The sequence below is a fragment of the Luteibacter sp. HAY1-4A genome, from assembly GCF_056755355.1.
The window spans coordinates 13,825-36,083 of sequence record NZ_JBNDHZ010000044.1 but is presented as its reverse complement, the minus strand read 5'-3'; the positions used below and the strand labels follow the sequence as shown (position 1 = coordinate 36,083).

At 66.6% G+C, this 22,259-nt stretch carries 22 protein-coding genes; 17 read left to right on the top strand and 5 right to left on the bottom strand.

All coding sequences use genetic code 11. The features are described 5' to 3' along the window. The 4 genes from ACPYOD_RS14765 to ACPYOD_RS14750 all read left to right on the top strand — a co-directional run. Nucleotides 1-544, top strand: a 544-nt coding sequence (locus ACPYOD_RS14765) for an ATP-binding cassette domain-containing protein (RefSeq protein ID WP_481302474.1), incomplete at its 5' end; no start/stop codon positions are given. Further along, nucleotides 541-981: an acyl-CoA thioesterase gene (locus ACPYOD_RS14760; RefSeq protein ID WP_481302473.1), complete on the top strand. Its 441-nt coding sequence runs from the start codon at nucleotides 541-543 to the stop codon at nucleotides 979-981. The genes ACPYOD_RS14765 and ACPYOD_RS14760, both read left to right, overlap by 4 nt. Nucleotides 982-1,172: 191 nt before the next feature. Continuing rightward, a complete protein-coding gene (locus ACPYOD_RS14755) occupies nucleotides 1,173-2,633 on the top strand; it encodes a DUF4139 domain-containing protein (protein ID WP_481302472.1) in 1,461 nt (486 codons plus the stop codon). A gap of 48 nt (nucleotides 2,634-2,681) precedes the next feature. Further along, complete coding sequence (locus tag ACPYOD_RS14750) at nucleotides 2,682-3,437, top strand: enoyl-CoA hydratase/isomerase family protein (protein WP_481302471.1); 756 nt, start codon at nucleotides 2,682-2,684, stop codon at nucleotides 3,435-3,437. Between the two features lie 155 nt (nucleotides 3,438-3,592). On the opposite strand, the gene ACPYOD_RS14745 is transcribed toward ACPYOD_RS14750, so the two are convergent. From ACPYOD_RS14745 to ACPYOD_RS14735, 3 genes are all read right to left on the bottom strand, one after another. Then, the gene (locus tag ACPYOD_RS14745) at nucleotides 3,593-4,519 is read right to left on the bottom strand and encodes a Nudix family hydrolase (protein WP_481302470.1); all 927 of its coding nucleotides are present in this window, start codon (nucleotides 4,517-4,519) and stop codon (nucleotides 3,593-3,595) included. Further along, nucleotides 4,519-5,064 (bottom strand): dihydrofolate reductase, encoded by a 546-nt coding sequence (locus ACPYOD_RS14740; RefSeq protein WP_481302469.1) that lies wholly within the window; start codon nucleotides 5,062-5,064, stop codon nucleotides 4,519-4,521. Before ACPYOD_RS14740 ends, ACPYOD_RS14745 begins: the two co-directional genes overlap by 1 nt. A gap of 130 nt (nucleotides 5,065-5,194) precedes the next feature. Then, nucleotides 5,195-5,692 carry a cupin gene (locus tag ACPYOD_RS14735; RefSeq protein ID WP_481302468.1) on the bottom strand — a complete coding sequence of 166 codons (498 nt, stop codon included), beginning with the start codon at nucleotides 5,690-5,692 and terminating at the stop codon, nucleotides 5,195-5,197. Between the two features lie 200 nt (nucleotides 5,693-5,892). On the opposite strand from ACPYOD_RS14735, the gene ACPYOD_RS14730 reads away from it, so the two are divergent. Then, the gene (locus ACPYOD_RS14730) at nucleotides 5,893-7,278 is read left to right on the top strand and encodes an epoxide hydrolase family protein (RefSeq protein ID WP_481302467.1); all 1,386 of its coding nucleotides are present in this window, start codon (nucleotides 5,893-5,895) and stop codon (nucleotides 7,276-7,278) included. A gap of 20 nt (nucleotides 7,279-7,298) precedes the next feature. Here ACPYOD_RS14730 and ACPYOD_RS14725 read toward each other — a convergent pair whose 3' ends face one another. Together ACPYOD_RS14725 and fdhF are read right to left on the bottom strand one after the other, a co-directional pair. Beyond that, nucleotides 7,299-7,781, bottom strand: coding sequence for a helical membrane plugin domain-containing protein (locus tag ACPYOD_RS14725; RefSeq protein WP_481302466.1), 483 nt, complete (start codon nucleotides 7,779-7,781; stop codon nucleotides 7,299-7,301). Continuing rightward, entirely contained in the window at nucleotides 7,781-10,753 is a 2,973-nt protein-coding gene (fdhF, locus tag ACPYOD_RS14720) for a formate dehydrogenase subunit alpha (RefSeq protein ID WP_481302465.1), read from the bottom strand. The genes ACPYOD_RS14725 and fdhF overlap by 1 nt, the downstream gene beginning before the upstream one ends. 141 nt (nucleotides 10,754-10,894) lie before the next feature. Here fdhF and ACPYOD_RS14715 point away from each other — a divergent pair, with 141 nt between their 5' ends. From ACPYOD_RS14715 to ACPYOD_RS14660, 12 genes are read left to right on the top strand one after another with little or no spacing between them, the layout of a single operon-like run. Further along, the gene (locus ACPYOD_RS14715; RefSeq protein ID WP_481302464.1) at nucleotides 10,895-11,545 is read left to right on the top strand and encodes a cytochrome c3 family protein; all 651 of its coding nucleotides are present in this window, start codon (nucleotides 10,895-10,897) and stop codon (nucleotides 11,543-11,545) included. Continuing rightward, a complete protein-coding gene (locus ACPYOD_RS14710; RefSeq protein ID WP_481302463.1) occupies nucleotides 11,533-14,406 on the top strand; it encodes a TAT-variant-translocated molybdopterin oxidoreductase in 2,874 nt (957 codons plus the stop codon). The genes ACPYOD_RS14715 and ACPYOD_RS14710 overlap by 13 nt, the downstream gene beginning before the upstream one ends. After that, a complete protein-coding gene (gene nrfD, locus ACPYOD_RS14705) occupies nucleotides 14,403-15,746 on the top strand; it encodes an NrfD/PsrC family molybdoenzyme membrane anchor subunit (RefSeq protein WP_481302462.1) in 1,344 nt (447 codons plus the stop codon). Before ACPYOD_RS14710 ends, nrfD begins: the two co-directional genes overlap by 4 nt. After that, on the top strand, nucleotides 15,743-16,270 hold the full coding sequence (locus ACPYOD_RS14700) for a DUF3341 domain-containing protein (RefSeq protein WP_481302461.1): 528 nt from the start codon (nucleotides 15,743-15,745) through the stop codon (nucleotides 16,268-16,270). The genes nrfD and ACPYOD_RS14700 overlap by 4 nt, the downstream gene beginning before the upstream one ends. Beyond that, nucleotides 16,267-16,815, top strand: a complete 549-nt coding sequence (locus ACPYOD_RS14695; protein ID WP_481302460.1) for a c-type cytochrome — start codon at nucleotides 16,267-16,269, stop codon at nucleotides 16,813-16,815. Before ACPYOD_RS14700 ends, ACPYOD_RS14695 begins: the two co-directional genes overlap by 4 nt. Continuing rightward, on the top strand, nucleotides 16,812-17,624 hold the full coding sequence (locus tag ACPYOD_RS14690; RefSeq protein WP_481302459.1) for a hypothetical protein: 813 nt from the start codon (nucleotides 16,812-16,814) through the stop codon (nucleotides 17,622-17,624). Before ACPYOD_RS14695 ends, ACPYOD_RS14690 begins: the two co-directional genes overlap by 4 nt. Beyond that, nucleotides 17,621-17,932 carry a hypothetical protein gene (locus tag ACPYOD_RS14685; protein ID WP_481302458.1) on the top strand — a complete coding sequence of 104 codons (312 nt, stop codon included), beginning with the start codon at nucleotides 17,621-17,623 and terminating at the stop codon, nucleotides 17,930-17,932. The genes ACPYOD_RS14690 and ACPYOD_RS14685 overlap by 4 nt, the downstream gene beginning before the upstream one ends. Beyond that, on the top strand, nucleotides 17,929-18,738 hold the full coding sequence (locus tag ACPYOD_RS14680; RefSeq protein WP_481302457.1) for an SCO family protein: 810 nt from the start codon (nucleotides 17,929-17,931) through the stop codon (nucleotides 18,736-18,738). Before ACPYOD_RS14685 ends, ACPYOD_RS14680 begins: the two co-directional genes overlap by 4 nt. Then, nucleotides 18,735-19,673 carry a cytochrome c oxidase subunit II gene (gene coxB, locus ACPYOD_RS14675; protein WP_481302456.1) on the top strand — a complete coding sequence of 313 codons (939 nt, stop codon included), beginning with the start codon at nucleotides 18,735-18,737 and terminating at the stop codon, nucleotides 19,671-19,673. The genes ACPYOD_RS14680 and coxB overlap by 4 nt, the downstream gene beginning before the upstream one ends. After that, nucleotides 19,660-21,258 carry a cytochrome c oxidase subunit I gene (gene ctaD / locus ACPYOD_RS14670; protein ID WP_481302455.1) on the top strand — a complete coding sequence of 533 codons (1,599 nt, stop codon included), beginning with the start codon at nucleotides 19,660-19,662 and terminating at the stop codon, nucleotides 21,256-21,258. Before coxB ends, ctaD begins: the two co-directional genes overlap by 14 nt. Next, nucleotides 21,255-21,899: a cytochrome c oxidase subunit 3 family protein gene (locus ACPYOD_RS14665; protein ID WP_481302454.1), complete on the top strand. Its 645-nt coding sequence runs from the start codon at nucleotides 21,255-21,257 to the stop codon at nucleotides 21,897-21,899. The genes ctaD and ACPYOD_RS14665 overlap by 4 nt, the downstream gene beginning before the upstream one ends. Continuing rightward, nucleotides 21,896-22,189 (top strand): cytochrome C oxidase subunit IV family protein, encoded by a 294-nt coding sequence (locus ACPYOD_RS14660; RefSeq protein ID WP_481302453.1) that lies wholly within the window; start codon nucleotides 21,896-21,898, stop codon nucleotides 22,187-22,189. The genes ACPYOD_RS14665 and ACPYOD_RS14660 overlap by 4 nt, the downstream gene beginning before the upstream one ends. Nucleotides 22,190-22,259 lie beyond the last annotated feature (70 nt).

Sequence of the window (22,259 nt, the reverse complement as noted above, 5' to 3'; positions counted from 1 at the left end):
GTTCGAGAACGTGCCGGTGATCGCGCGCAAGCTGGAAACGCTGCGTGCGGTGGGACTCGACTACATCAAACTCGGACAGAGCGCCACCACGCTTTCGGGCGGCGAGGCGCAGCGTGTGAAGCTCTCGAAGGAACTGTCCAAGCGCGACACGGGCAGCACGCTGTACATCCTCGACGAGCCCACCACCGGCCTGCACTTCCACGACATCGAACAGCTGCTCGACGTGCTGCACCAACTGGTGGAACACGGCAACACGGTGGTCGTGATCGAGCACAACCTCGACGTGATCAAGACGGCGGACTGGCTGATCGACCTGGGCCCCGAAGGCGGTGCCGGCGGTGGCCGTATCCTGGTCAGCGGCACACCCGAAACCGTGGCCGCCACGAAGTCGTCGCATACCGGACGCTTCCTGTTGCCGCATCTGAAGCCGTCGCGCCCGGCGGCGAAGGCCGCGGCAAAGACAACAGCCAAAGCACCGGCCAAGACCGCCGCCAAGAAGACGACCGCCAAGCCGGTCGCCGCCAAGAAGAAAAGGACCGCATGAGCACCGAAGCCTCGCTGAATCCCGCGCCCATTCCGCTGTTCATCACGCCGATGGACGTGCGCTGGCAAGACCTCGACGCGTACAACCACGTCAACAACGCCAACTACCTGGTCTATCTCCAGGAAGCGCGACTGAAGTGGCTGAAGGACATTCCGGGTGAGTGGTACAGCCCGTCGGCGGCACCGGTGATGGCGCACAGCGAACTCAACTACCGCCTGCCGATCGAATGGCCGGGGGACATCCAGGTCGAACTGTTCGTCAATCGCATGGGCAACAGCTCGATGACCATCGGTCACCGCATCCTGGACAGCAACGACCCCACGCGCATCCACTGCGACGGCAGCGTCACCGTGGTGTGGATCGACACCCGCAGCGGGCGACCCGTGCCGCTGCCCCAAGCGGTCCGCGACGCGGTGGCGGAAGCCGAGCGCGGCTGAGAATTCCGAAAGGAATCGGGGCTAGGCCTTGGCTCTGTGTGGGAGCCGCTTCAGCGGCGATGGGTGCTCGCGGCAAGCTCGCCCGCTGCCGCGGGATCGCCGGCGTAGCCGGCTCCCACAAGGTGATGCCTGGCTTTCGCATCATTCATGTGCCACCGGTATGATCCGCGAGGGTCTACATGGAGAGCACCATGCTGCAACGTTCCCTCGTCCTCGCGATCGCCTGTGCCGTCGCCCTTCCCGCCGTCGCCGCTGACGAGCGCACCGCGCTCACCCTGTACCGCGCCGATGGCGACCAGCTGTTCTCCACGGGCGGCGACGCCGTATCGGGCGACGGGTATGCCGTCGTACACGAGCGGCGCTCCTTCGACCTCAAGGGTGGCACCCAGGACCTCTCGATCGACGGCCTTCCGTCCGCGCTCGACAGCGAAGCGCTGTCGCTGCGCTTTCCCGGCAAGGAAACCCGCGTCGTGTCGCAGCGCCTGCTGCTCGGCCAGGGCTTCGACGGTGCGGTAGCCGGCCTCGTGGGCCATAACGTCAGCGTCATCGGCGAGAGCGGCCAGCCCATCGCCAGCGGCACGCTGGTCCGTGGCGGCGACGCGCTCGTGGTGCGCGAAGCGAATGGCCAGGCCACCCTGGTCCGCCAGTACGCCGCCCTGCGCGCGGCCGACAGCACAGACTTCGCCCGCGGCTCCACGTTGCAGGTACGCGTGACCGGCGGCAATACCGGCAAGGCAAACGCCCAGCTCGACTATCCAACGTCCGGCCTGGGCTGGCGCGGCGCCTATGTGGCCACGCTCCAGCCGGGCAATGCCTGCCGCATGACCTTCGACGCCGCCGCCAGCATCGCCAACCGCAGCGGCCGTGACTGGAAGGACGTGACCTTGAAGCTCATCGCCGGTGAGGCGCGCCGTGCGAAGACGCCGCCGCGACCGCAGGTCCAGGACCGCATGTTCGCGTTCAAGGCTGCCGCCGCGCCGGAAGCCACGCCCTCCCAGGCGACCCTCGGCGACCTTCGCACCTACACGCTCCCCGCCGCCGTCGACCTGCCTGACGGCAGCGTCACGCAAACCCCCTTGTACGAACGCCGCACGCTCGACTGCGAGCGGCAGGCGCTGTACGACTCGCAGGCCGGCGGCTGGTTCCCGCCGCGTCCGAACGTGGAGAAGCAGACGGTGCCGCCCGCCAACGGCATCCCGGTAGTCTCGAACCTTCGTTTCAAGGCCTTCGACAGCCTGCCCGCGGGTTACGTGCGCGTGCTCACCACCGACCGCGACGGCAATGCCGAACTGCTGGGCGAAGGACGCATCGAAGACACGCCGAAGAACCAGGACAGCACCGTGTCACTCGGCAATGCCTTCGACCTCACGGCGGCACGCGAGCAGACGGCTTTCACCGTCGACGAAGCCGCGCATCGCATCGACGAGGGCTTCCGCGTCGTGCTGTCCAACGCCGGCGATACCGCGCGCACCATCACCGTGCACGAGCATCCGAACCGCTGGCGTGCGTGGAAGGTCACCTCGTCGTCGGTGAAGCCGACGAAGGTGTCGCCGGAACTGCTGGAGTTCAAGGTGGAGGTGCCGGCCAACGGCAGCGCCACCCTGGACTACGCCGTGCAGTACACCTGGGTAGAGGCCGACCTCGCACGGTAAGCGCGCAACTGCACCATAATCGGACGAAACCACCAACGGACCACGATCATGCTCGATATCCTTCCGCACGACGGCGGCATCCATGAAATCCGCATGGCGCGGGCACCGGTGAACGCCTTCGACATCGGTCTGGTCCAGGCGCTGCGCGAGGCCATCGTCGATGCGCCGTCCAACGGTGCCCGCGGCATCGTGCTGTCCGGCGCGCAGGGCATGTTTTCCGCTGGCGTGGACGTACCGGCACTGATCCAGCGCGATCGCGCCGGCGTCCGGGAATTCTGGGACGAGTTCTTCGCCCTGTGCGGCGCCATCGCCACATCCACCGTGCCCACGGTCGCTGCGATCACCGGGCATAGCCCGGCAGGCGGTGCCGTGGTTTCCCTGTTCTGCGACTACCGCGTCATGGCGCACGGCGTCTACAAGATCGGGCTCAACGAAGTCCAGGTGGGCTTGTCGGTGCCCGAGCCCATTCAGTTCGCCATGCGCCGCATCGTCGGTGCGTATCGCGCCGAGCGCCTGCTCGTGGCGGGCGCCATGGTCGACGCGGAGCAGGCGCACGCGATCGGGCTGGTCGATGAACTGGCGACCGTGGAGCAAGTGGTGATCCGCGCCACGCAATGGCTGGAAGATCTCCTGAAGCTTCCGACGAAAGCCATGCTGCGCACGCGCGCCATCGCGCGCGCCGACCTGGTCGCGGTATGGGGCGACACGACGAACCTGCTCGACCCGGGCTTCATCGACGACTTCTTCGGCGACGAAACGCAGACGGTGCTGAAGGCGCTGGTTGCGCGGTTGAAGTCGAAGTAGCCCGCACGCATTGTGTAGGAGCCGCCATGGCGGCGAGAGACACTCGCGACAACGTCGCATCTGCCCTGTGGGAGCCGCTTCAGCGGCGATACGCGCTCGCGAGAGTGCCCGCTGCGCGGGATCGCCGGCGTAGCCGGCTCCCACAGGGGCTGCGACTACAGGAACGCGGTGATACCCGCGACACCTTGCGCGGCGTGCACCTGCGCTTCCTGCACTTCCTTCGGGCCAACGCCACCCAGCGCGTAGACAGGCAGCGAGGCGGCTTCGGCCAGCCGGCCGAAACGTGGCCATCCGAGGGGCTCCACCCCGGGATGGCTTGCCGTCGCGAATACCGGCGACAGCGTGGCGAAATCGCATCCGAGGCGCGAGGCCAGTTCGAGTTCCTCCGCGTCGTGGCACGACGCGCCCACGGGAACGGACAACGCTAGCGGCCGTTCCGTCCATTCGCGCAGTTGCCCGGCCGCCAGATGGACCCCGATGCCGAGCGCCTGCGCCCCGGCCACGTCGCGGTTCAACAACAACTGCGCGCCGTGGCGGTGCACCTCGGCCATGACGTCCGCGGCCACGCGGCGCACGGTATCGAGGGGCTGCGCCGGCAGTCGCAGCTGCAGAAGGCGCTCGCCCCGCGCAAGGGCCGCGTGTATCCACGCGACCGCCTGGGCAGGCGTGGCGTCGGCCGGGCTGATCGGGTAGTGCCAGGGCAGGCGCAGCGCGGCCAGGATCGGCCGGTCGGCCGGTGCGAGCAAGGCCGCATCGATGGCGGCCGGCTCATGCCAAGCGATGGCCGCCGCGTCCAGCGCCTGCGGCTCGCCGTGCCAGCGGCGCACCAACACCGCCTCCAGCAACATGTCGCGGTCGCCGTAGCGCCACGGCACCCGGACCAGCGCCTCGAAGGCAGCGGGATCGACGGCGATGCCGAGCTCTTCGTCCAGTTCGCGCTCGAGGGCGGCCACGGCGGTCTCGCCGGGCTCGAGCTTCCCTCCCGGGAACTCCCACATGCCCGCCAGATGTTTACCCGGCGGCCGCTGCGCGATGAGGATGCGTCCGCTGGCGTCGACGAGGACGCCGGCGACCACGTGCATCAGCGCACCCGATGCGTGTCACCGGCCCTGTCACGGAGAGGATGTTCACGCTCCACGGCGTGGTTCCGCACGTATTCGACCATGTCGAACGCGTACGGATGCTCCGCGTCCGCCTTGTGGCGCACCCGGGACACTTCCGTCCAGTCCTTGAAGTCGATGCCCGGGAAAAAGACGTCCGCACCGTCCACGGCCGCATACACCCAGGTCAGGTACAGCGTGCTGGCGAGCGGCAGGGCCTCGCGGAACACCTCGCCTCCGCCGATCACCATGAGTCCGGTGTGCCCGCAGCTGGCCTGCGCTTCCTGGATCGAGCGCACGGTGACCTGGCCGGGATAAGGCGCCTCGCCCTTTCGCGTCAGCACGTAGTTGTCGCGATCCGGCAGCGGCTTGCCGATGGATTCGGCGGTCTTGCGGCCCATCAGGACGGCCTTGTCCTTGGTGAGCTTCTTGAAGTAGCGCAGGTCGTCGGGAAGATGCCAGGGCAGGCCGCCCTTTTTGCCGATGGCAAAGTTTTCGTCGAGCGCGGCAACCAGGTGAACAGCCATGGAACTTCCTTCGCGGTGAGTTGGCACGATCGGGGCCGACGGCCCCGCGGTGCAAATAGTAGTCCTCCGCGTCCGGGGACGAAACCGAATGCGGGCCGCCCGGATCGCGATTCCCTGCGGACGGCAGGCCTCAGGCGTGCGGCCAGAACCGGGTGAGCGGGGGATCGGAGCCGAGGACCGGGTCGAGGTCGGGGTATGGGAGCGTGGCGATGCGTTCCAGCTTGGCGGCATCCGGCGCTTCACGACAGATGTCCCATTCCTGTCCATCGGGATAGGCACCCACCATCTGGAAATCGTCGGAAGCGGCCAGACTGCGATGCCCGGTTCCCGCCGGCAGGAGCACGACGTCGCCACGGCCGACGGCCACTTCTTTTCCACCGGGGCCGCCGAGAACCAGCGTGGCGGAACCCGCGCTGCATCCGAGCACCTCGTGCGCGGAAGAATGATAGTGGTGGTAGTCGTACACGCCGTCGCGCCAACGCGGTACCCACCCATGGCCGGCGAACAAGGTCTCGAACGCCGTCGCCACGTCGCCTTGCGTCAGCACCCCGCGGTAGAGGAGCACGGGAAGGCGCGGATGGTTGGGTATCCAGTCATGCGGCGAAAAATGCAGGCTCTCCGGTGTCATGCGTCGGTCTCCGATGCGGCGTCGAGGCAATGATGCATCGGGCACCGTGGAAGCGAAGTCATGGGCGGGATCGTATCCTCCAAGACGCCACGCGGTTTTATGGGTTTCATGCGCGCCAGGGACGAAACGACGCCATCGCGCGCAGGACTTTGCATTCCCACTGCTCCGCATTCGCGCGGAGCCAATCGAAGGGTAATGTCATGCCATCCGACCTCGCGCCAGCGAACCGCTGGCCCTTTGTGACCGTTACCGCGTTGACCGCCGCCATGGCGGTCATGCTCCCCTCACCCGTTCACGCAGCGGCCCCGTCCGCGCCAGCCAACTCCCCCGTCGTCGCCACCGGCGAAGCCCGAACCGGCATTCCAACATCGGCCGCCGACACGCCGGCTGCCACGCCGAACGACGACACCTCGATACGGCCTTTCCCGAAGGTGCACGTCTCCGACGAGGCGCTTGCCGATCTGCGCCGGCGAATCGCCGCTACGCGATGGCCGTCGAAGGAAACCGTGGACGACACGTCGCAGGGTGTGCAGCTCGCCACCATGCGCAAGCTGGCGGAGTACTGGCAGTCCAGCTACGACTGGCGCAAGGTGGAGGCGCGCCTGAATGCGTTGCCGCAGTTCGTCACGACGATCGACGGCGTGGACATCCATTTCATCCACGTGCGTTCGAAGAACAAGAACGCGCTTCCGGTCATCATCACCCACGGCTGGCCCGGTTCGATCGTGGAACAGTTGAAGGTGATCGAACCGTTGACCAACCCGACCGCGCATGGAGGCTCGGCCACCGATGCCTTCGACGTGGTGATTCCCTCGCTGCCCGGCTACGGCTATTCCGGCAAGCCCACCACGACCGGCTGGGATCCGGTGCGCATTGCGCGTGCCTGGATCGTGTTGATGAAACGCCTGGGCTACAAGCAGTTTGTCGCGCAGGGCGGCGACTGGGGGGATGCCGTATCGGAACAGATGGCGGTGATCGCCCCGCCCGAGCTGCTCGCGATCCATACGAACATGCCGGCAACCGTGCCTGACGATATCGCCAAGGCGCTGTCGGCTGGACAACCCGCGCCGGGCGGACTGTCCGCCGATGAGCGGAACGCCTATGAACAACTCGACTTCTTCTACAAGCATGGACTGGGCTATGCCCAGGAAATGACGAACAAGCCGCAGACGCTTTATGCGTTGGAGGACTCTCCGGTCGGGCTCGCCGCATGGATGCTGGACCACGACATACGCAGCTACGAACTCATCGCCCGCGTGTTCGACGGCAAGAAGGAAGGACTCTCACGCGACGACGTGCTCGACAATGTGACCCTGTACTGGTTCACGAATACCGCGGTGTCGTCCGCACGGCTGTACTGGGAGAACAAGCTGGCTTTCTTCGAGCCGAAGCACCTGAAGATCCCCGTTGCCGTCAGCGTCTTCCCCGACGAGATCTATGCCGCGCCGAAGACCTGGGCCGAAAAAGCGTTTCCGAAGTTGATCCATTACAACCGGCTTCCGAAAGGCGGTCACTTCGCGGCCTGGGAACAGCCCGACGCATTCGTCGCCGAACTGCGCGCGTCGTTCAAATCGGTCCGGCCATAGGCCCCACGCCACGTGTCGCGCTAGGCGTCGCTCTCTTTCCCGCTGTGCGCGACGATCGGCTTTTCCGGAGCAGGTCGCGCCATCGCCCGGCCGAAGGTGCCGACGGCACGGGCGAGCGGCGTCAGCGTCCGCCAGAGTTCGTCGTCGTTGAGCAGATGGTAGACGCCGCGCACGCCGGGCGCGGCGTCGTCGGCCTTGCCCCCCGCGCTGTCGAGCGCAGCCGCGGCTTCGCGAACCGCCTCCGCGAACTTGTACACCGCTCCCGGCGGTACTTTCCCCAGCACCATCGCAAGGGCCGACACGTTCTGCATGACGTTGCGTGCACCTTCGGTTTCCAGACCCTTGACCACGATCGCGGCGATGTCCTGATTCCTCGCCACGATGTCGTTCGCCAGGCGCAGCACGCCGTGCCGGTGCAGGGTGTCCAACAACCTCTCCCATTCCTCGCGCGCCGTCGTTTCGGTACGTACGGGTGTGGGCTTGAAGTCCAGGGGCTCGGCCATCACAGCGTCTCCGGGTGCTCGATATGCCGCGGGGGCTCTTCGTATTCCGGGCGCTGCCACTTCGCACCGGCGTCCGGGCCACCGTTCGGCGTGCGCTGCCCATAGCGGAAGTTATGGTAGGGCAAGGCGGGCTCGCCCTTCGGGCGCGGCAGTTTCTCGATGCGCACCGCCAGCTCCTTGTAGCCAGGCGTGTTCACGTCCGGGTCGTGGTGTTCGCCGGTCAAGGCGTTCACGCCGGGCTTGGAGTGGTGGATCGGAAGGAACAGCGTATTCCCCCGCACCCGCTCCGTGACTACGGCACGCACTTCGATACTGGCGCGCCGAGACGTCACCTTCAGCCACGTACCGTCTTCGATGCCTCGTTCGCGGGCAAGGTCCGGGCCGATCTCCACGAACCAGTCAGGCGACAGGTGATCGATGCGTCCGCCGCGTCCAGTCTGGTTTCGGGACTGGAAATGCTCGAGCAGGCGGCCGTTGTCCAGCATGAGGTCGAAGGTTTCATCGGGTTCCTCGCCCGGCGCTTTCCATTCCAGCGGATACAGTTTCGCCTTGCCGTCGGGGAATTTGAACTTCTCCGTATAAAGCAACGGGGTGTCCGTGCCGTCGGCCGCTACAGGCCACTGCAACGACTTCCAGCCGTCGAGGCGCTCATAGCTCACGCCGGCGAACATCTCCGCGATGCCGGCACACTCATGCATCACATCGGCGGGACCCGTGTAGCCCCAGTCGTAGCCGAGCCGCTTCGCCACCTCGTTCAGGATCCACCAGTCCGGCCGGCTGTCGCCCAGCGGAGGCATCACCTGGTGGAAGCGCTGGATGCGGCGCTCCGTATTCGTGAAGGTGCCTTCTTTCTCCACGCTGGGGCAGGCCGGCAGCACCACGTCCGCGAACTGGGCGGTGCGGCCCAGGAACATGTCCTGCACGATGAAGAAGTCGATCCCTGCAAACGCCTTTTCCACGTTCGCGGTGTCGGCGTCAGAGATAGCGGTCTCCTCGCCGATCACCCACATCGCCTTGACGTTCCCCTTCCCCGCCTCCACGACCATGCCGAAGTTGTCGAGACCCGGCTCGTTCGACAGGCGCTCCGCCGGAACGTCCCACGCCTTCGCCCACTTCGCGCGCATGGCTTCATCGGTGACTTTTTCGTAGCCGGGATAGACGTCCTTCAAGCAGCCGAAATCGCTCGCGCCCTGTACGTTGTTGTGGCCACGCATGGGATACCCGCCAGTACCCGGACGCCCGTAGTTGCCTGTGACCAGCAGCAGGTTCGACAGCGCGGTACTCGTGTCCGATCCGTGCGTGTGCTGCGTGATACCCATGGCCCACAGCAGACACACGCTTCCGGCCTCCGCGATCATCCGGGCCGCTTCCACCAGCCGCTCGCGCGCCACGCCGGTCATCGTTTCCGCGAATTCCATCGTGAACGGATCGAGCGAACGACGGTATTCGTCCAGCCCGTTCACACGCTCCTCAAGGAATGCGGTGTCGGCGAGGCCTTCGTCGAGGATGTAGCGCGCCGTCGCGCTTGCCCAGACCAGATCGGAGCTGGATTTCACCGGCAGGTACAGATTGGCGCGCTCGGCCATCTCGTGTCGCCGCGGATCGACGACAAGCAGCTTCTGCCCCCGCAACTTGTGCGCGCGCTTGATGCGCGAAGCTATTACCGGGTGGCATTCGGCCGTGTTCGAACCCACCAGCACGACCAGGTCGGCCTTTTCGATGTCCTTGATCGACCCGGCGTCGCCGCCGTAGCCCACGGTGCGGAAAAGCCCCATCGTGGCGGGGTTCTGGCAGTAGCGTGACGAGTTGTCCACGCTGTTGGTGCCGAAGATCAGGCGGGCAATCTTCTGCGTCAGGTAGGCCTCTTCGTTGCTCGCCTTGCTCGACCCGATGAAACCCAGTGCCTTCGGCCCGTATTGCGCGTGCACCTCGCGAAGGCGATTCGCCACCAGGTCCAGCGCCTCGTCCCAGCTGGCCTCGCGGAAGGCGCCGTTCTCCCGGATGAGCGGGTGGGTAAGGCGGTCGGGACTGTTCACGAAGTCCCAGCCGAACTTGCCCTTCACGCAGGTGGATATGCCATTGGCTGGCGCGTCGACCACCGGCTGCACCTTCAGGATGTGCCGGTCCCGCGTCACCATTTCGAACGAGCAGCCCACGCCGCAATAGGTGCATACCGTCTTCGTGCGGCGAATCTCGGCCTGTCGCATCGAGGCGTCGATTTCGGATAGTGCTGTGACCGGGCGCGCGCCCGTGGTGTTCTCGAGCGACTTCACCAGCTCGATGAGCGGGCGCTTCACCCGTTGCTCCATCGCGGTGAACGGGCCGGCGTCCGGCTGCATGGTCTTTTCCAGCAGCGCGTTGCAGGGACATACCGTGACGCAATGGCCGCAGGACACGCAGCTGGACTGGTCGATGGGCCGCCCGCCGTCCCACAGCACGCGCGGATGCTCCGACGCGTAGTCGATGCTGAGGGTCTCGTTGACTTCGACGTTCTGGCACGCTTCGACGCAGCGGCCGCACAGGATGCACTGGTCCGGATCGTAAGTGTAGAAGGGGTTGCTGCCGTCCTTCGCATACGGCTTGCGCACAAAGGGATAGCGTTGGATCGGTATGTCCATCGCGGCGACCGTGTTGTGCAGCGTGCAGTCGCCGAGGTTGTGTTCGCACACGGTGCAGTAGAGCTCGTGCTTCGCCAGCAGCCGGTCCATCCCTTCCTCGCGCGCGGCGAGGGACCTTTCCCCGCGCGTCTCCACCCTCGTGCCAGCCGTGGCGACATGCTCGCAGCTGCGCACCAGTTCGCCGTCCACTTCCACCCAGCATGTGTCGCACGTTTTCAACGGACCCAGGGCCTCGTTGTAGCAGACGCGCGGCACGTCGACGCCGTGCCGGACGAGCGCGTCGACAAGGCGTTCTCCCTCGCGAACGAGACGAGGTATGCCGTCGACGACAATGCTGGGAGCGTGGACTGACATGGTGCCCTCCTGCGGCCGATCCACTATCGAGCGTGGGCGGGTAAGCGGCCACGTCACGTGTAAGACGCGCGTTTCGCGGCTTCACGAAGCGCGCACGGCAACGCCACTAGCGTGAATGCGTTGCACCGGGACCCGAGGGAGATGGCACAGATATTCCACCCGCGTTCCGGTCTCTACGCGAAGCTGGTCATGCTGGCGTCCGTCGTCGTCGTTGCGGCCGCGGTGTTCGCCTGGCGTGGCGTCACCGCCGAACCGGACAGCGAAAACGAGGCCGTGGAACAGCCGGTACCTTTCAGCCACCAGCACCATGTGAGCGAGGTCGGCATCGACTGCCGCTACTGCCACGCCACCGTGGAGACCGATGCGTTCGCCGGCATGCCGCCGATCTCCACCTGCATGACCTGCCATTCGCAACTTTTTACGGACCAGCCGCCATTCGGGCCCCTGGTGGAAAGCTGGCGCACCGGCGTGCCGCTGCGCTGGAACCGCGTCTACGACCTGCCCGGCTTCGTGTATTTCGACCACTCCATCCACGTCGCGAAGGGCGTGGGCTGCGTGTCGTGCCACGGGCGCGTGGATCGTATGCCGCTCATGCGCCGCGTCGCGCCGCTGTCGATGGAGTGGTGCCTGGACTGCCATCGCCATCCGGAACGTTTCGTGCGGACACGCGACGAGGTGTTCGTCATGGACGACCGGAAGCCGGGCGACGACGAGGCGCTGGGGACGCATCTGGTGGACGCGTACCGGATCGATCGGCGCCGCCTCACGGATTGCTCGGTATGCCATCGATGAATCCGACCGATACCTTGCGCGACGCATTGCCGCCGCCCGGCACGCCCCTCTTCTGGCGTGCCCTCGACGAACTCGCGGCCGCCCCGGAGGGACGCGCGCTCATCACCGCGGCGTGGCCATCGTTGGCGGAACTCGAACCGGCGCTCGACCGACGCGGTTTCCTGCGCCTGCTCGCCGCATCGCTGGCCTTCGCGGGCCTGGCTGCCTGCTCGGGTCCGCCGCCGGAGCACATCGTTCCGCAGCTGGGGCGCAACGGCCGCTCGGTGCCGCGTTCGGCGCGTTACGCCACGGCCATCGCCACCGGCGGCGATGTGGTGGGTGTAATCGTGGCGTTGCGTGACGGCCGGCCGGTGAAGATCGAAGGCAATCCGCGCCACCCGGCCAGCCTGGGCGGCAGCGACGCGCGCATGCAGGCGGCGGTGCTGGACCTGTGGGATCCGGCGCGCTCGGATGCACCGCGCCGCGAGGGCGTGCCGTCCAGTTGGGCCGCCTTCGAAGGCGAGGCAGCGGCGTTCCGCCAGCAGTTCGGGGAAGGTGGCGATGGCCTGCGCATCCTGAGCGGCGCCATCGTGTCGCCCACCCTCGCGCGCCAGCGCGATGCGCTCCTTGCGCGCTATCCGGCAGCACGCTGGCACGTGCACGAGCCGGCGCAGGGCCGGCCACTGGACGTCTGGCCGGACCTGTCGAAGGCCCGGATCGTCGTGTCCTTCGATGCCGACCCGCTCGGCAGCTTTCCGGGCCGTGTGCGCCATGCGCGCGACTTCGCGGCCGCGCGCGGCGACGCAGGCGCGATGTCCCGCCTTTACGCCATCGAACCGTCGCCGTCGCTCACGGGCCGCAATGCGGACCACCTTTGGCCGGTGGCAGCGAGCGCACTGCCCGCGATCGCCGCCGGGCTTGCCGCCGCCCTGGGCGTGCATGCCGACGTGCCTGACCTCGACCCTGCCGACCGCGAGCGCATCGCCGTCATCGCGGACGATCTGCGCGCGAATGCCGGTGCATCCCTGGTCCTGGCGGGCCCGTCCCAGCCATCCGGCGTGCACGATCTCGTCCATGCGATGAACGCCGTGCTGGGCAACGAAGGACATACCGTGCGTAGCGTGCCGGTCGACGACGCGGAACGACCGCTCGCCGAACTCCTCGCGGACATGCGCGCGGGCCGCGTCGACACCCTCGTGCTCCTGGAAACCAATCCGGCGTACACATCGCCGGGTTTTGCCGAAGCCATGCGCCACGTGCCGCGGACGGTGCACCTGGGGCGCTATCGAGATGAAACCGCGGACGTCGCGCATTGGCACCTTCCGGCGCTCCATCCACTTGAAACCTGGTCGGACCTGCGCACGCCCGATGGCGTCGTCAGCATCGTACAGCCCGTGCTCGCTCCTCTAGCGGATGCGCGCTCGGCGCACGACGTGTTGGATCTACTCATGGGCGCCGTGACGGCCGATCCGCTGAAGCGGGTACGCGCGACGTGGTCGAACCTGGACGACGATGCGTGGACGGCGGCGCTACGCGATGGTGTCGTTCCGCAGGCCGTAAACCCTGTAGGAGCCGCCATGGCGGCGAGGCAAGCGCGCGACACCGTTACACCGAGGCACGATGCTCTCGCCGCCATGGCGGCTCCTACAGGGGCGGCGGAGACGTTGGAGTTGGTGTTTCGCCCCGACGACTATCTCTGGGATGGGCGTCATGCGGGTAACGCGTGGTTGCAGGAACTGCCGCGCCCCGTCACGTCGCTCACCTGGGGCAACGCCGCCTGGATTTCCCCTGCCCTTGCCGCGAAGCGCGGTCTGCGCGATGGCGACATGGTGCGCCTTGCGCTGGGGGAGCAACACGTGGAAGCCCCTGTGCTCATCGTGCCAGGGCAAGCCACAAACAGCATCACCGTCACCTTTGGTTACGGACGGCGAAGCGGCATCGCCGATGGCCTCGGCTACGACGCCTACGCCTTGCGCGAACATGACGAGCTCTGGCACGTGGCGGGCGTCGAACTGACCCCGCTGGGTCGCCGCGCGACGCTCGCCTCCACGCAGATGCACCAGGACATGGGGCGACGCGACATCGTACGTACGGGCACCCCGGCGCATCCTCCACTCGGAAGCGACAAGGTGCCGGCGAGCTTCTATCCCGACGCACCGTCCGGCGAATACCGCTGGGGCATGAACATCGACCTCAACGCATGCATCGGCTGCAACGCCTGCACGATCGCCTGCCAGGCGGAAAACAACATACCCGTCGTGGGCAAGGAGGAAGTGGCGCGGGGCCGCCGCATGCACTGGATCCGCGTGGATCGCTACCACGAAGGCACCGCCTCGGCACCGCGCACCTACCACCAGCCGGTGCCCTGCATGCACTGCGAACACGCGCCGTGCGAAGTCGTGTGTCCCGTGGAAGCGACAGTGCACGACAGCGAGGGCTTGAACCTCCAGGTCTACAACCGTTGCGTCGGCACGCGCTTCTGCTCCAACAACTGCCCGTACAAGGTGCGCCGTTTCAACTTCCTGCAGTACGCCGACCTCGCAAACGAAAGCCTGAAGGCCATGCGCAATCCGGAAGTTACCGTGCGCTCCCGCGGTGTCATGGAGAAGTGCACGTACTGCGTGCAGCGCATCGAACGCGCCCACATCGACGCCGATCGCGAGGGACGGCGCATCGGCGCCGGCGAAGTAACCACGGCATGCCAGGACGCCTGCCCTACCCGCGCCATCGTTTTCGGCGATCTCGGCGACACCGCCAGCGACGTCGCCAAGGCGCATCGCTCGCCGCGGCGGTATGTGCTGCTGGAGGAACTGAACACCCGGCCGCGCACGTCCTACCTCGGGGCGTTGCGAAACCCCAACCCGGCATGGAGGGACGCATGAGCGATCGCGAACCCGCGCATGCCGCCACGCCCGCGGAGGTGACCGACCTCGTGACGGGCATCGTGCTCGACCGGCGCGGCGGCACCGCCTGGATGGTGGCCACCGGCGTCGCGTCGCTGCTGACGGCGCTGCTCGTCGCCGCCATCGCGGTGCTGCTGGGCCGCGGTGTCGGTATCTGGGGCGTGACGATGCCGGTGGCCTGGGGCTTCGCCATCGCCAACTATGTCTGGTGGATCGGCATCGGCATGGCAGGCACGTTCATTTCCGCAGCGCTGTACCTCACCCGGCAGGGGTGGCGCTCCGCGCTCAATCGCTTCGCCGAAGCGATGACGGTGTTCGCCCTGGCGGTGTCCGCACTCTTTCCGATCTTGCACCTGGGGCGCCCCTGGTTCGCCTACTGGCTGGCACCTTACCCCGACCGCATGGGGCTTTGGCCGCAATGGCGCAGCGCACTGGTGTGGGATTTCTTCGCCATCGGCGCATACGTGGTCGTGTCGGTCATCTACTTCTACGTGGGGCTCGTGCCGGACTTCGCCGCCGTTCGCGATCGCGCAAGGTCGCGGGGGAAGCAGCTCGTCTACGGCTTGCTTGCGATGGGCTGGCGCGGCGAGGCGCGGGAATGGGAGCGGCATGCCACGTTGGCCAGGATCCTTGCCGGATTGGCAGTGCCGCTCGTGTTCTCCGTGCACAGCATGGTGGCACTGGATTTCTCCGAGGGACTGCTGCCGGGCTGGCACTCGACGATCTTCCCGCCGTTCTTCGTGGCTGGTGCGTTGTTCTCGGGTGCGGCGATGGTCATGGTGCTGGCTGTGATTCTGCGCCGCGCCTATGCGCTGCACGAGTTCATCACCGACGAGCACCTGGACAAGCTCGCGAAGATGATGCTCGCGGTAGGCTGGGTCGTGACGTACGGCTATGCCGCCGAAATCTTCACCGCGTACTACGGCGGCGATCCCTATGAGCTGGCGATGCAGCGCCATCGCCTGCAAGGCGCGTACGCATGGCTGTTCTGGGCCACCATTGCCTGCAACAGCCTGTCGATCCAGGCGCTCTGGTGGCCGCGCGTACGCACCCATCCGCTGGCGCTGGTCACGATCGCCCTGCTCGTGCTGGTCGGCATGTGGCTGGAGCGATTCATGCTCATCGTCACCAGCCTGTACCGGGATTTCTTGCCTTCGAGTTGGGGCATGTTTCATCCCACGGCCTGGGATGCCGCCTTCCTGGCCGGCTCGGTCGGGCTTTTCGCGCTGCTGTTCCTCGTCTTCGTGCGCATCGCCCCGGTGCTGTCGATCGCGGAATTGCGCCGGCACGCCGCCGAACGCGTGGACAAGCGGCCATGAACGCACACGGACGCCTGCTGCAAGTGCGTGACGCGCACGCGCTCGCCGATGCAATCGACACGTTGCACGGCCTTGGCTACACGCGGCTGGAGGCGTTCTCGCCGTATGCCGTGGACGGACTGATGGAGAAGCTCGGGCCGCCCCCGAAGCGCATTCCGGCGGCGGCCCTGGCCGGTGGGCTCGCCGGCGGCATCGGCATGTTGTGGCTCCAGTATCACGCCGCCGTCGTCGACTACCCGTTGAACGTCGGGGGCCGTCCCGCGGCGAGCTGGCCGGCGTTCCTGCCTTCGGCAATCGAAGTCACGATCCTCTTTGCGGTCCTCGCGGCATACGTGGTCTATCTGGTGAGCAGCCGGTTGCCCACCCTCTATCGACCGGAGTTCAACGTTGAATGGTTCGAGGAAGCCAGCCGCGACGGATTCCTCCTGCTGATCCGCGCGGACGATCCGCGCTGGGACGCCCACCAGGTTGCCGAGGATGTCGCTGCGCTCGAACCGATGCGACACGCGGAGGTGCCGGCATGATTCGCCATGCGATCGTACCGGTGCTCCTCCTGCTTGCAGGTTGCGAGCGCGGCATGCACCAGATGTACGACCAGCCGCGTTACGAGCGCGGCGGCGAGGCGCCGCTGTTCGCCGACGGCGTCGCCGCGCGAACACCTCCGCGCGGCAGCGTCGCCACGACCGGTCCGGAAGCGATGCCGCCGCCACCGGCCCTCACCGAAGCCATGCTCGAGCGCGGACGCGAGCGTTACACCATCTACTGCACACCCTGTCACGGTGCGGGCGGCGACGGCGACGGGATGGTGGTACGTCGAGGCTTTCCGCGGCCCCCGAGCTATCACGAGCAGCGGCTGCGCGACGCCGACGACCGGCACATCTACGAAGTCATCACCCATGGCTGGGGTGTGATGTATCCCTATGCCGACCGCATCCCGCCCGCCGACCGACAGGCCATCGTCACTTACATCCGCGCGTTGCAGTTCAGCCGGCATGCGCCGGTGGATCGCCTTCAGCCGGAGGACATCGCGCGGCTCCGCGACCTTCCGGACGCGGGAGGCCGGCAATGATCCTGCATGCATACCTCACGGCGTGGTTGCTGGTTACCGGAGCGAGCGTGGGCGGCATCGCATGGCAGGCCATCCACCGCCTTACCGGAGGCACCTGGGGCGACGATCTCGCTATCCGTTGGCGGTGGTTGCGTCTGTGGCTTCCACTGGCGGCGCTCGCCGCTATCCCCTTGCTCGTGGGTGCGCACCATCTCTTTCCTTGGATAGACGAACCGCCGGAAGAAGCGCGGCTTTGGTATCTGAACTACGCGGGCCTGGTCTGGCGGACCATCGCCTGCTTCCTGGCTTGGTCGGCGGCATGGTGGCTGCTCGCCCGGGGGCCGGCGGCGAGCCTCATCCTGTGGCTGTTCGCCTGCGGTGTCTTCGCGAACGACTGGATCGTGTCGCTCGCGCCCGAGTGGCGTTCGTCGGTGATGGGACTGGTCGTTGCGCTGGGCCAGTTGCTGCTGGGACTTGCCGTGCCACTCGTTATGCGCACGCGGCACGAATCCTCCGAAACGCCGGTACAGGTGCGGCGCGACCAGTCGTCGTTGCTTTTCGCGGCGTGCCTGGGTTGGATGTACCTCGTCGGCATCGACTATCTCACGGCCTGGATGGCCGACCTGCCCTATGAAACGGCCTGGTACCTTCCCCGCACCGAAGGCACCTGGGCCGTCGTCGCGGTCGCGGTCATCGTGGCGCAAGGCATCGTCCCTTTCCTGCTGCTCCTGGTGCAACGCGCGAAGGCATGGCCCGGCGTGGTGCGCATCGCAGCCGCTTCCGTGCTGGTGGGCCAGGCGTGTCACGTTGCCTGGATGGTGATGCCATGAGCCACGAACCACAGGCCCTGGCCAGCGGCCGTCTGGCGCGGCTCGCGGCGATCCTCGCAGGATCGACCATGGCGGTGCTCGCCCTCTGCTTCGTCCTCTGGCGCGCGTGGGTCACGGCGCCCGAGCCGGCCCATCGTCCGGGCGAGCCGAACCTGCAGGCGGAGCCGCGCCGCGACCTGGAGATGTTTCGCCGCCAGCAAAGAAACACGGACGAATGGGGTTGGGTGGATCGCCAGCACGGGATCGCTAGGATTCCGGTAGCGCGGGCCATGCAGCTGATGGCCGAAAACGGGAAGCGGAAGCCATGACCGTGCGTCGGGGCGAGATCTTTCTGCGAGGCGCCGTCCTTCTGGTGGCGCTGGTCTTCCTCACAGTCGCGGAAGCCTACGCAGGCATCCCGCCGCCGCGTGACCTCGACGCGCGTGCCGGCTTCGACCAGCACATCGGTGCGAGCCTACCGATGGACGCACCGCTCACAGACACCGACGGCCGCGCGACATCGCTGGCGGCGATGGCAAACGGCAAGCCCCTGCTCCTCGCCTTCGGCTATTACCGCTGCCCCAACCTCTGCGACCTGACCCTGCATGCCATCGCATCGGCCGTGACCAAGCTGCCGTTGCATGTCGGCGACGACTACGCCGTGGCCTTCGTGAGCATCGCGCCCGACGAGACGGCCGCCGACGCACGCGAGGCTCGGGAGATGCTCGTCCGGATGTCGCCCGGCGGGCACCCGGAGCGCTGGCATTGGGCGACTGCCCATCCGGAAGCCATTGCCATGCTCACTCGCAGCGTAGGCTTCCGTTATTTCAAGGATCCACGCGACGGCCAGTATGTGCATCCCGCGGGTGTAGTCGTCATCGCCCCGGATGGGCGCGTGGCGCAGTACTTCTTCGGCCTTGACTACGACGCGCATGCGCTGCGCCTCGCATTGGTCGATGCGTCGCAGGGCCGCCTCGGCAACGTCATCGACCGCCTGGTGCTGCTGTGCTGCGGCTACGATCCGTCCACCGGGCGGTACAGCCTGCTCGTGTCGCGCATCATGATCGCGCTGGGGTGCGCCTTCCTGCTCGCCATGGCGCTCGGTGGCCTGTGGCTGCGACGGAGGGCGCCATGAGCTTCCTGCCAGAGGCTTCCACTTTCGCAGGCCGCATCGACGGCCTGTTCTACGCGATGCTAGGCCTGTCGACGCTGGTGGTGGTGGCCGTCTTCGCGACCATGCTGGTGTTCGCCATACGGTTCCGCCGCGGCAGGAACGTGAACCGGAGCGGCGAATCGCACCGCGACCTGGGTATCGAACTGACCTGGACGCTCGTTCCCTTCGCGCTGTTCCTTGGCATCTTCGTGTGGAGCATTCGCCTCTGGATCGACATGCGCACGCCACCCGCCGATGCGACGACGATCCACGTGGTCGGCAAGCAATGGATGTGGGAGTTCGAACACCCCGACGGACAGCGCGAGATCGACACGCTGCACCTCACCACCGGACAGCCCGTACGCCTGGTGATGATTTCCCAGGACGTGATCCACGACGTCTCCATACCCGCGTTCCGCGTGAAGCAGGACGTGCTTCCGGGCCGCTACACGCAGATGTGGTTCACGCCGACGCGCGCGGGCACCTATGATCTTTTCTGCGCCGAATACTGCGGTACCGACCATTCGCGCATGGGCGGCGTGGTCGTCGTGCAGACACCGGCGGAGCATGCGAGGTGGCTTGCCAGCCACGCCAGCGGATCGCTGGCCGACCAGGGCCGCGTGCTTTTCACCCGCTACGGCTGCGCCGGCTGTCACGATGCCGGCTCGTCGGTGCATGCGCCGCGGCTGGAAGGGCTTTATGGCAGCACCGTTCCTCTCGCCGACGGCCGTCAGGTGCTGGCCGACGATCGCTACCTGCACGACTCCATCACCTTGCCGGGCAGCGAGGTGGCCGCCGGCTACCCGCCCGTGATGCCCAGTTACAAGGACCGCATCGACGAGGCCGATATCCTCGCCCTCGTCGCCTACCTCAAGGTCCGTGGCACGGACCGGGAGACCCCGCATGCATCCCGCTGAACACGCCGCGTCCAGTTACCTCACGGACGGCAACACGCTGCGCTCCTGGCTGGCGACGCACGACCACAAGCGCATCGCGATCCTCTACGCGATCTCCATCACGTTCTTCTTTTTCCTTGGCGGCCTCGCCGCGGCGCTGATCCGCCTGGAACTGGCCACGCCCGCCGGCGACGTGATGAGCCCGGAAACGTACAACAAGACCTTCACCTTCCACGGCGTGGTGATGGTGTGGTTCTTCCTCATCCCGTCGATACCGGCCACGCTCGGCAACTTCCTCCTGCCCATCATGATCGGCGCGCGCGACGTCGCCTTTCCGCGCCTGAACCTCTTCAGCTGGTACCTGTACATGGCCGGCGGCATCTTCACCGTGGCCTGCCTGCTCCTCGGCGGCGTGGATACCGGCTGGACGTTCTACACGCCCTTCTCCACGATGTTCTCCAACTCGAATGTGATGCTTACCGTCGTGGGCGTGTTCATCGTCGGATTCTCGTCGATCCTCACCGGGCTCAATTTCATCGTCACGATCCACACCATGCGCACCCGCGGCATGACATGGTTTCGGCTGCCGCTCTTCGTCTGGTCGATGTATGGGGTATCGCTGGTGATGCTGCTCGCCACACCCGTCCTCGCCATGACGCTGGCTCTGATCGCAGCGGAGCGGCTGCTCGGCGTGGGCATCTTCGATCCGGCGCTCGGTGGCGACCCGCTGCTGTTCCAGCACTTCTTCTGGTTCTACTCGCACCCGGCGGTGTACATCATGGTGCTGCCGGCCATGGGCGTCGTCAGCGAACTCATCACGGCCAGCGTGCGCCGGAAGATCTTCGGTTACCGTTTCATGGTGTATTCGATCATCGGCATCGCGGTCATCGGCTTCCTGGTGTGGGGACACCACATGTTCGTGGCCGGACAGTCGATGTATGCCAGCATCGTGTTCTCTATCCTGAGCTTCATCATCGCCGTGCCGTCGGCCATCAAGGTATTCAACTGGACGGCCACGCTCTACAAGGGCGACATCGCCTTCAATGCCCCGATGATCTATGCCCTGGGATTCGTCGGCCTGTTCATGCTCGGCGGGCTCACCGGCCTGTTCCTGGCCGCGACCGCGCTCGACGTGAACCTCACCGACACCTACTTCGTCGTCGCCCACTTCCACTACATCATGGTCGGCGGCTCCGTGATGGCCTACCTCGGCGGCATCCACTTCTGGTGGCCCAAGATCACCGGGCGGATGTTCTCCGAGGCATGGGCGCGCTTCGCGGCCATCCTCATGTTCCTCGGCTTCAACCTCACGTTCTTCCCGCAGTTCCTTGCCGGTGCCGAGGGCATGCCGAGGCGTTATCACCAGTACCCCGCCGAATTCGGCCTGCTGAACGTGCTGTCTTCGGCCGGGGCAGTATTGCTCGCGGCGTCTTACCTCCTCCCCATCGGCTACTTCCTCTGGTCGCTGCGCTTCGGCGAGCGCGCGGGGAACGACCCATGGGGCGCGGAAGGGCTGGAATGGACGACCCCTTCGCCTCCGCCGACGCACAATTTCGAAGAGCCGCCCGTCGTTACCGACGGCCCCTACGCGTACACGCATCCATGACAACCACCCCGTCCCGCACTGCCGAGCAGTTCGACGACGTCGCGCAGCAACGCGACGCGGCGACGCTCGGCATGTGGGCCTTCCTGGCGACCGAGGTGTTGTTCTTCGGTGTTCTGTTCGCGGCGTACACGGTATGCCGCGTGCTATGGCCGGACGCCTTCGCCTCCGCCAGCCGGCACACCGACCTCACCCTGGGCGGCATCGAAACGGGGGTGCTGCTGACCAGCAGCTTCACCGTGGCGCTGGCCGTCCGCGACGTGCAGCTTGGTGGAAGGCGCCTGGCCACGGCGCTGCTCTGTGCCACGGCCCTGCTCGGCGTCGCCTTCCTTGCCATCCACGGCCTGGAGTACTACGACGATTACAAGGCTGCGGTGATCCCGGGCATCCGTTACGAAGAAGTCGGAGGCCTCGCCTCGCAGCAGCGCCTGTTCTTTTTCCTTTACTACGTGACGACCGGCTTCCACGGCTTGCACGTCGCCATCGGCGTGGTGCTACTGCTCACGATGGCGGTGCGCACGCACCGAGCGGAGTTCGCGCCGGAATACCACACGCCGCTGGAAGTGAGCGCACTCTACTGGCACCTCGTCGACATCGTGTGGATCTTCGTCTTCCCGCTCTACTACCAGGTGGGTCGGGCATGAGCGAACGGCCTCCGTCGCTGCTGGCACACGTGGCCGCGCTGGTGGCCCTGTCGGTGCTACTCGTCCTGAGCATCGTCGTCTCCCGCATTCATCTGGGCACATGGAACACCGTGGCCGGCCCCGCCATCGCGGCGGCAAAAGCCGCCATCGTGGTGTTCTTCTTCATGAAGCTGCGCCGGAGCGCCCCCGCCATTCACTTCGCGGCCTGCGTCGGCGTGGCCTGGCTGGCGATCATGATCGCGCTGACGCTGGGGGACTTCCTGATGCGGCTGCCGGTGATCGTGCGGTAGCGAAACTTGCGAAGGGCGAACACTATCGCGATGGCATACGCTCGTCGTTATATCCGACAGGTTGCGCTAT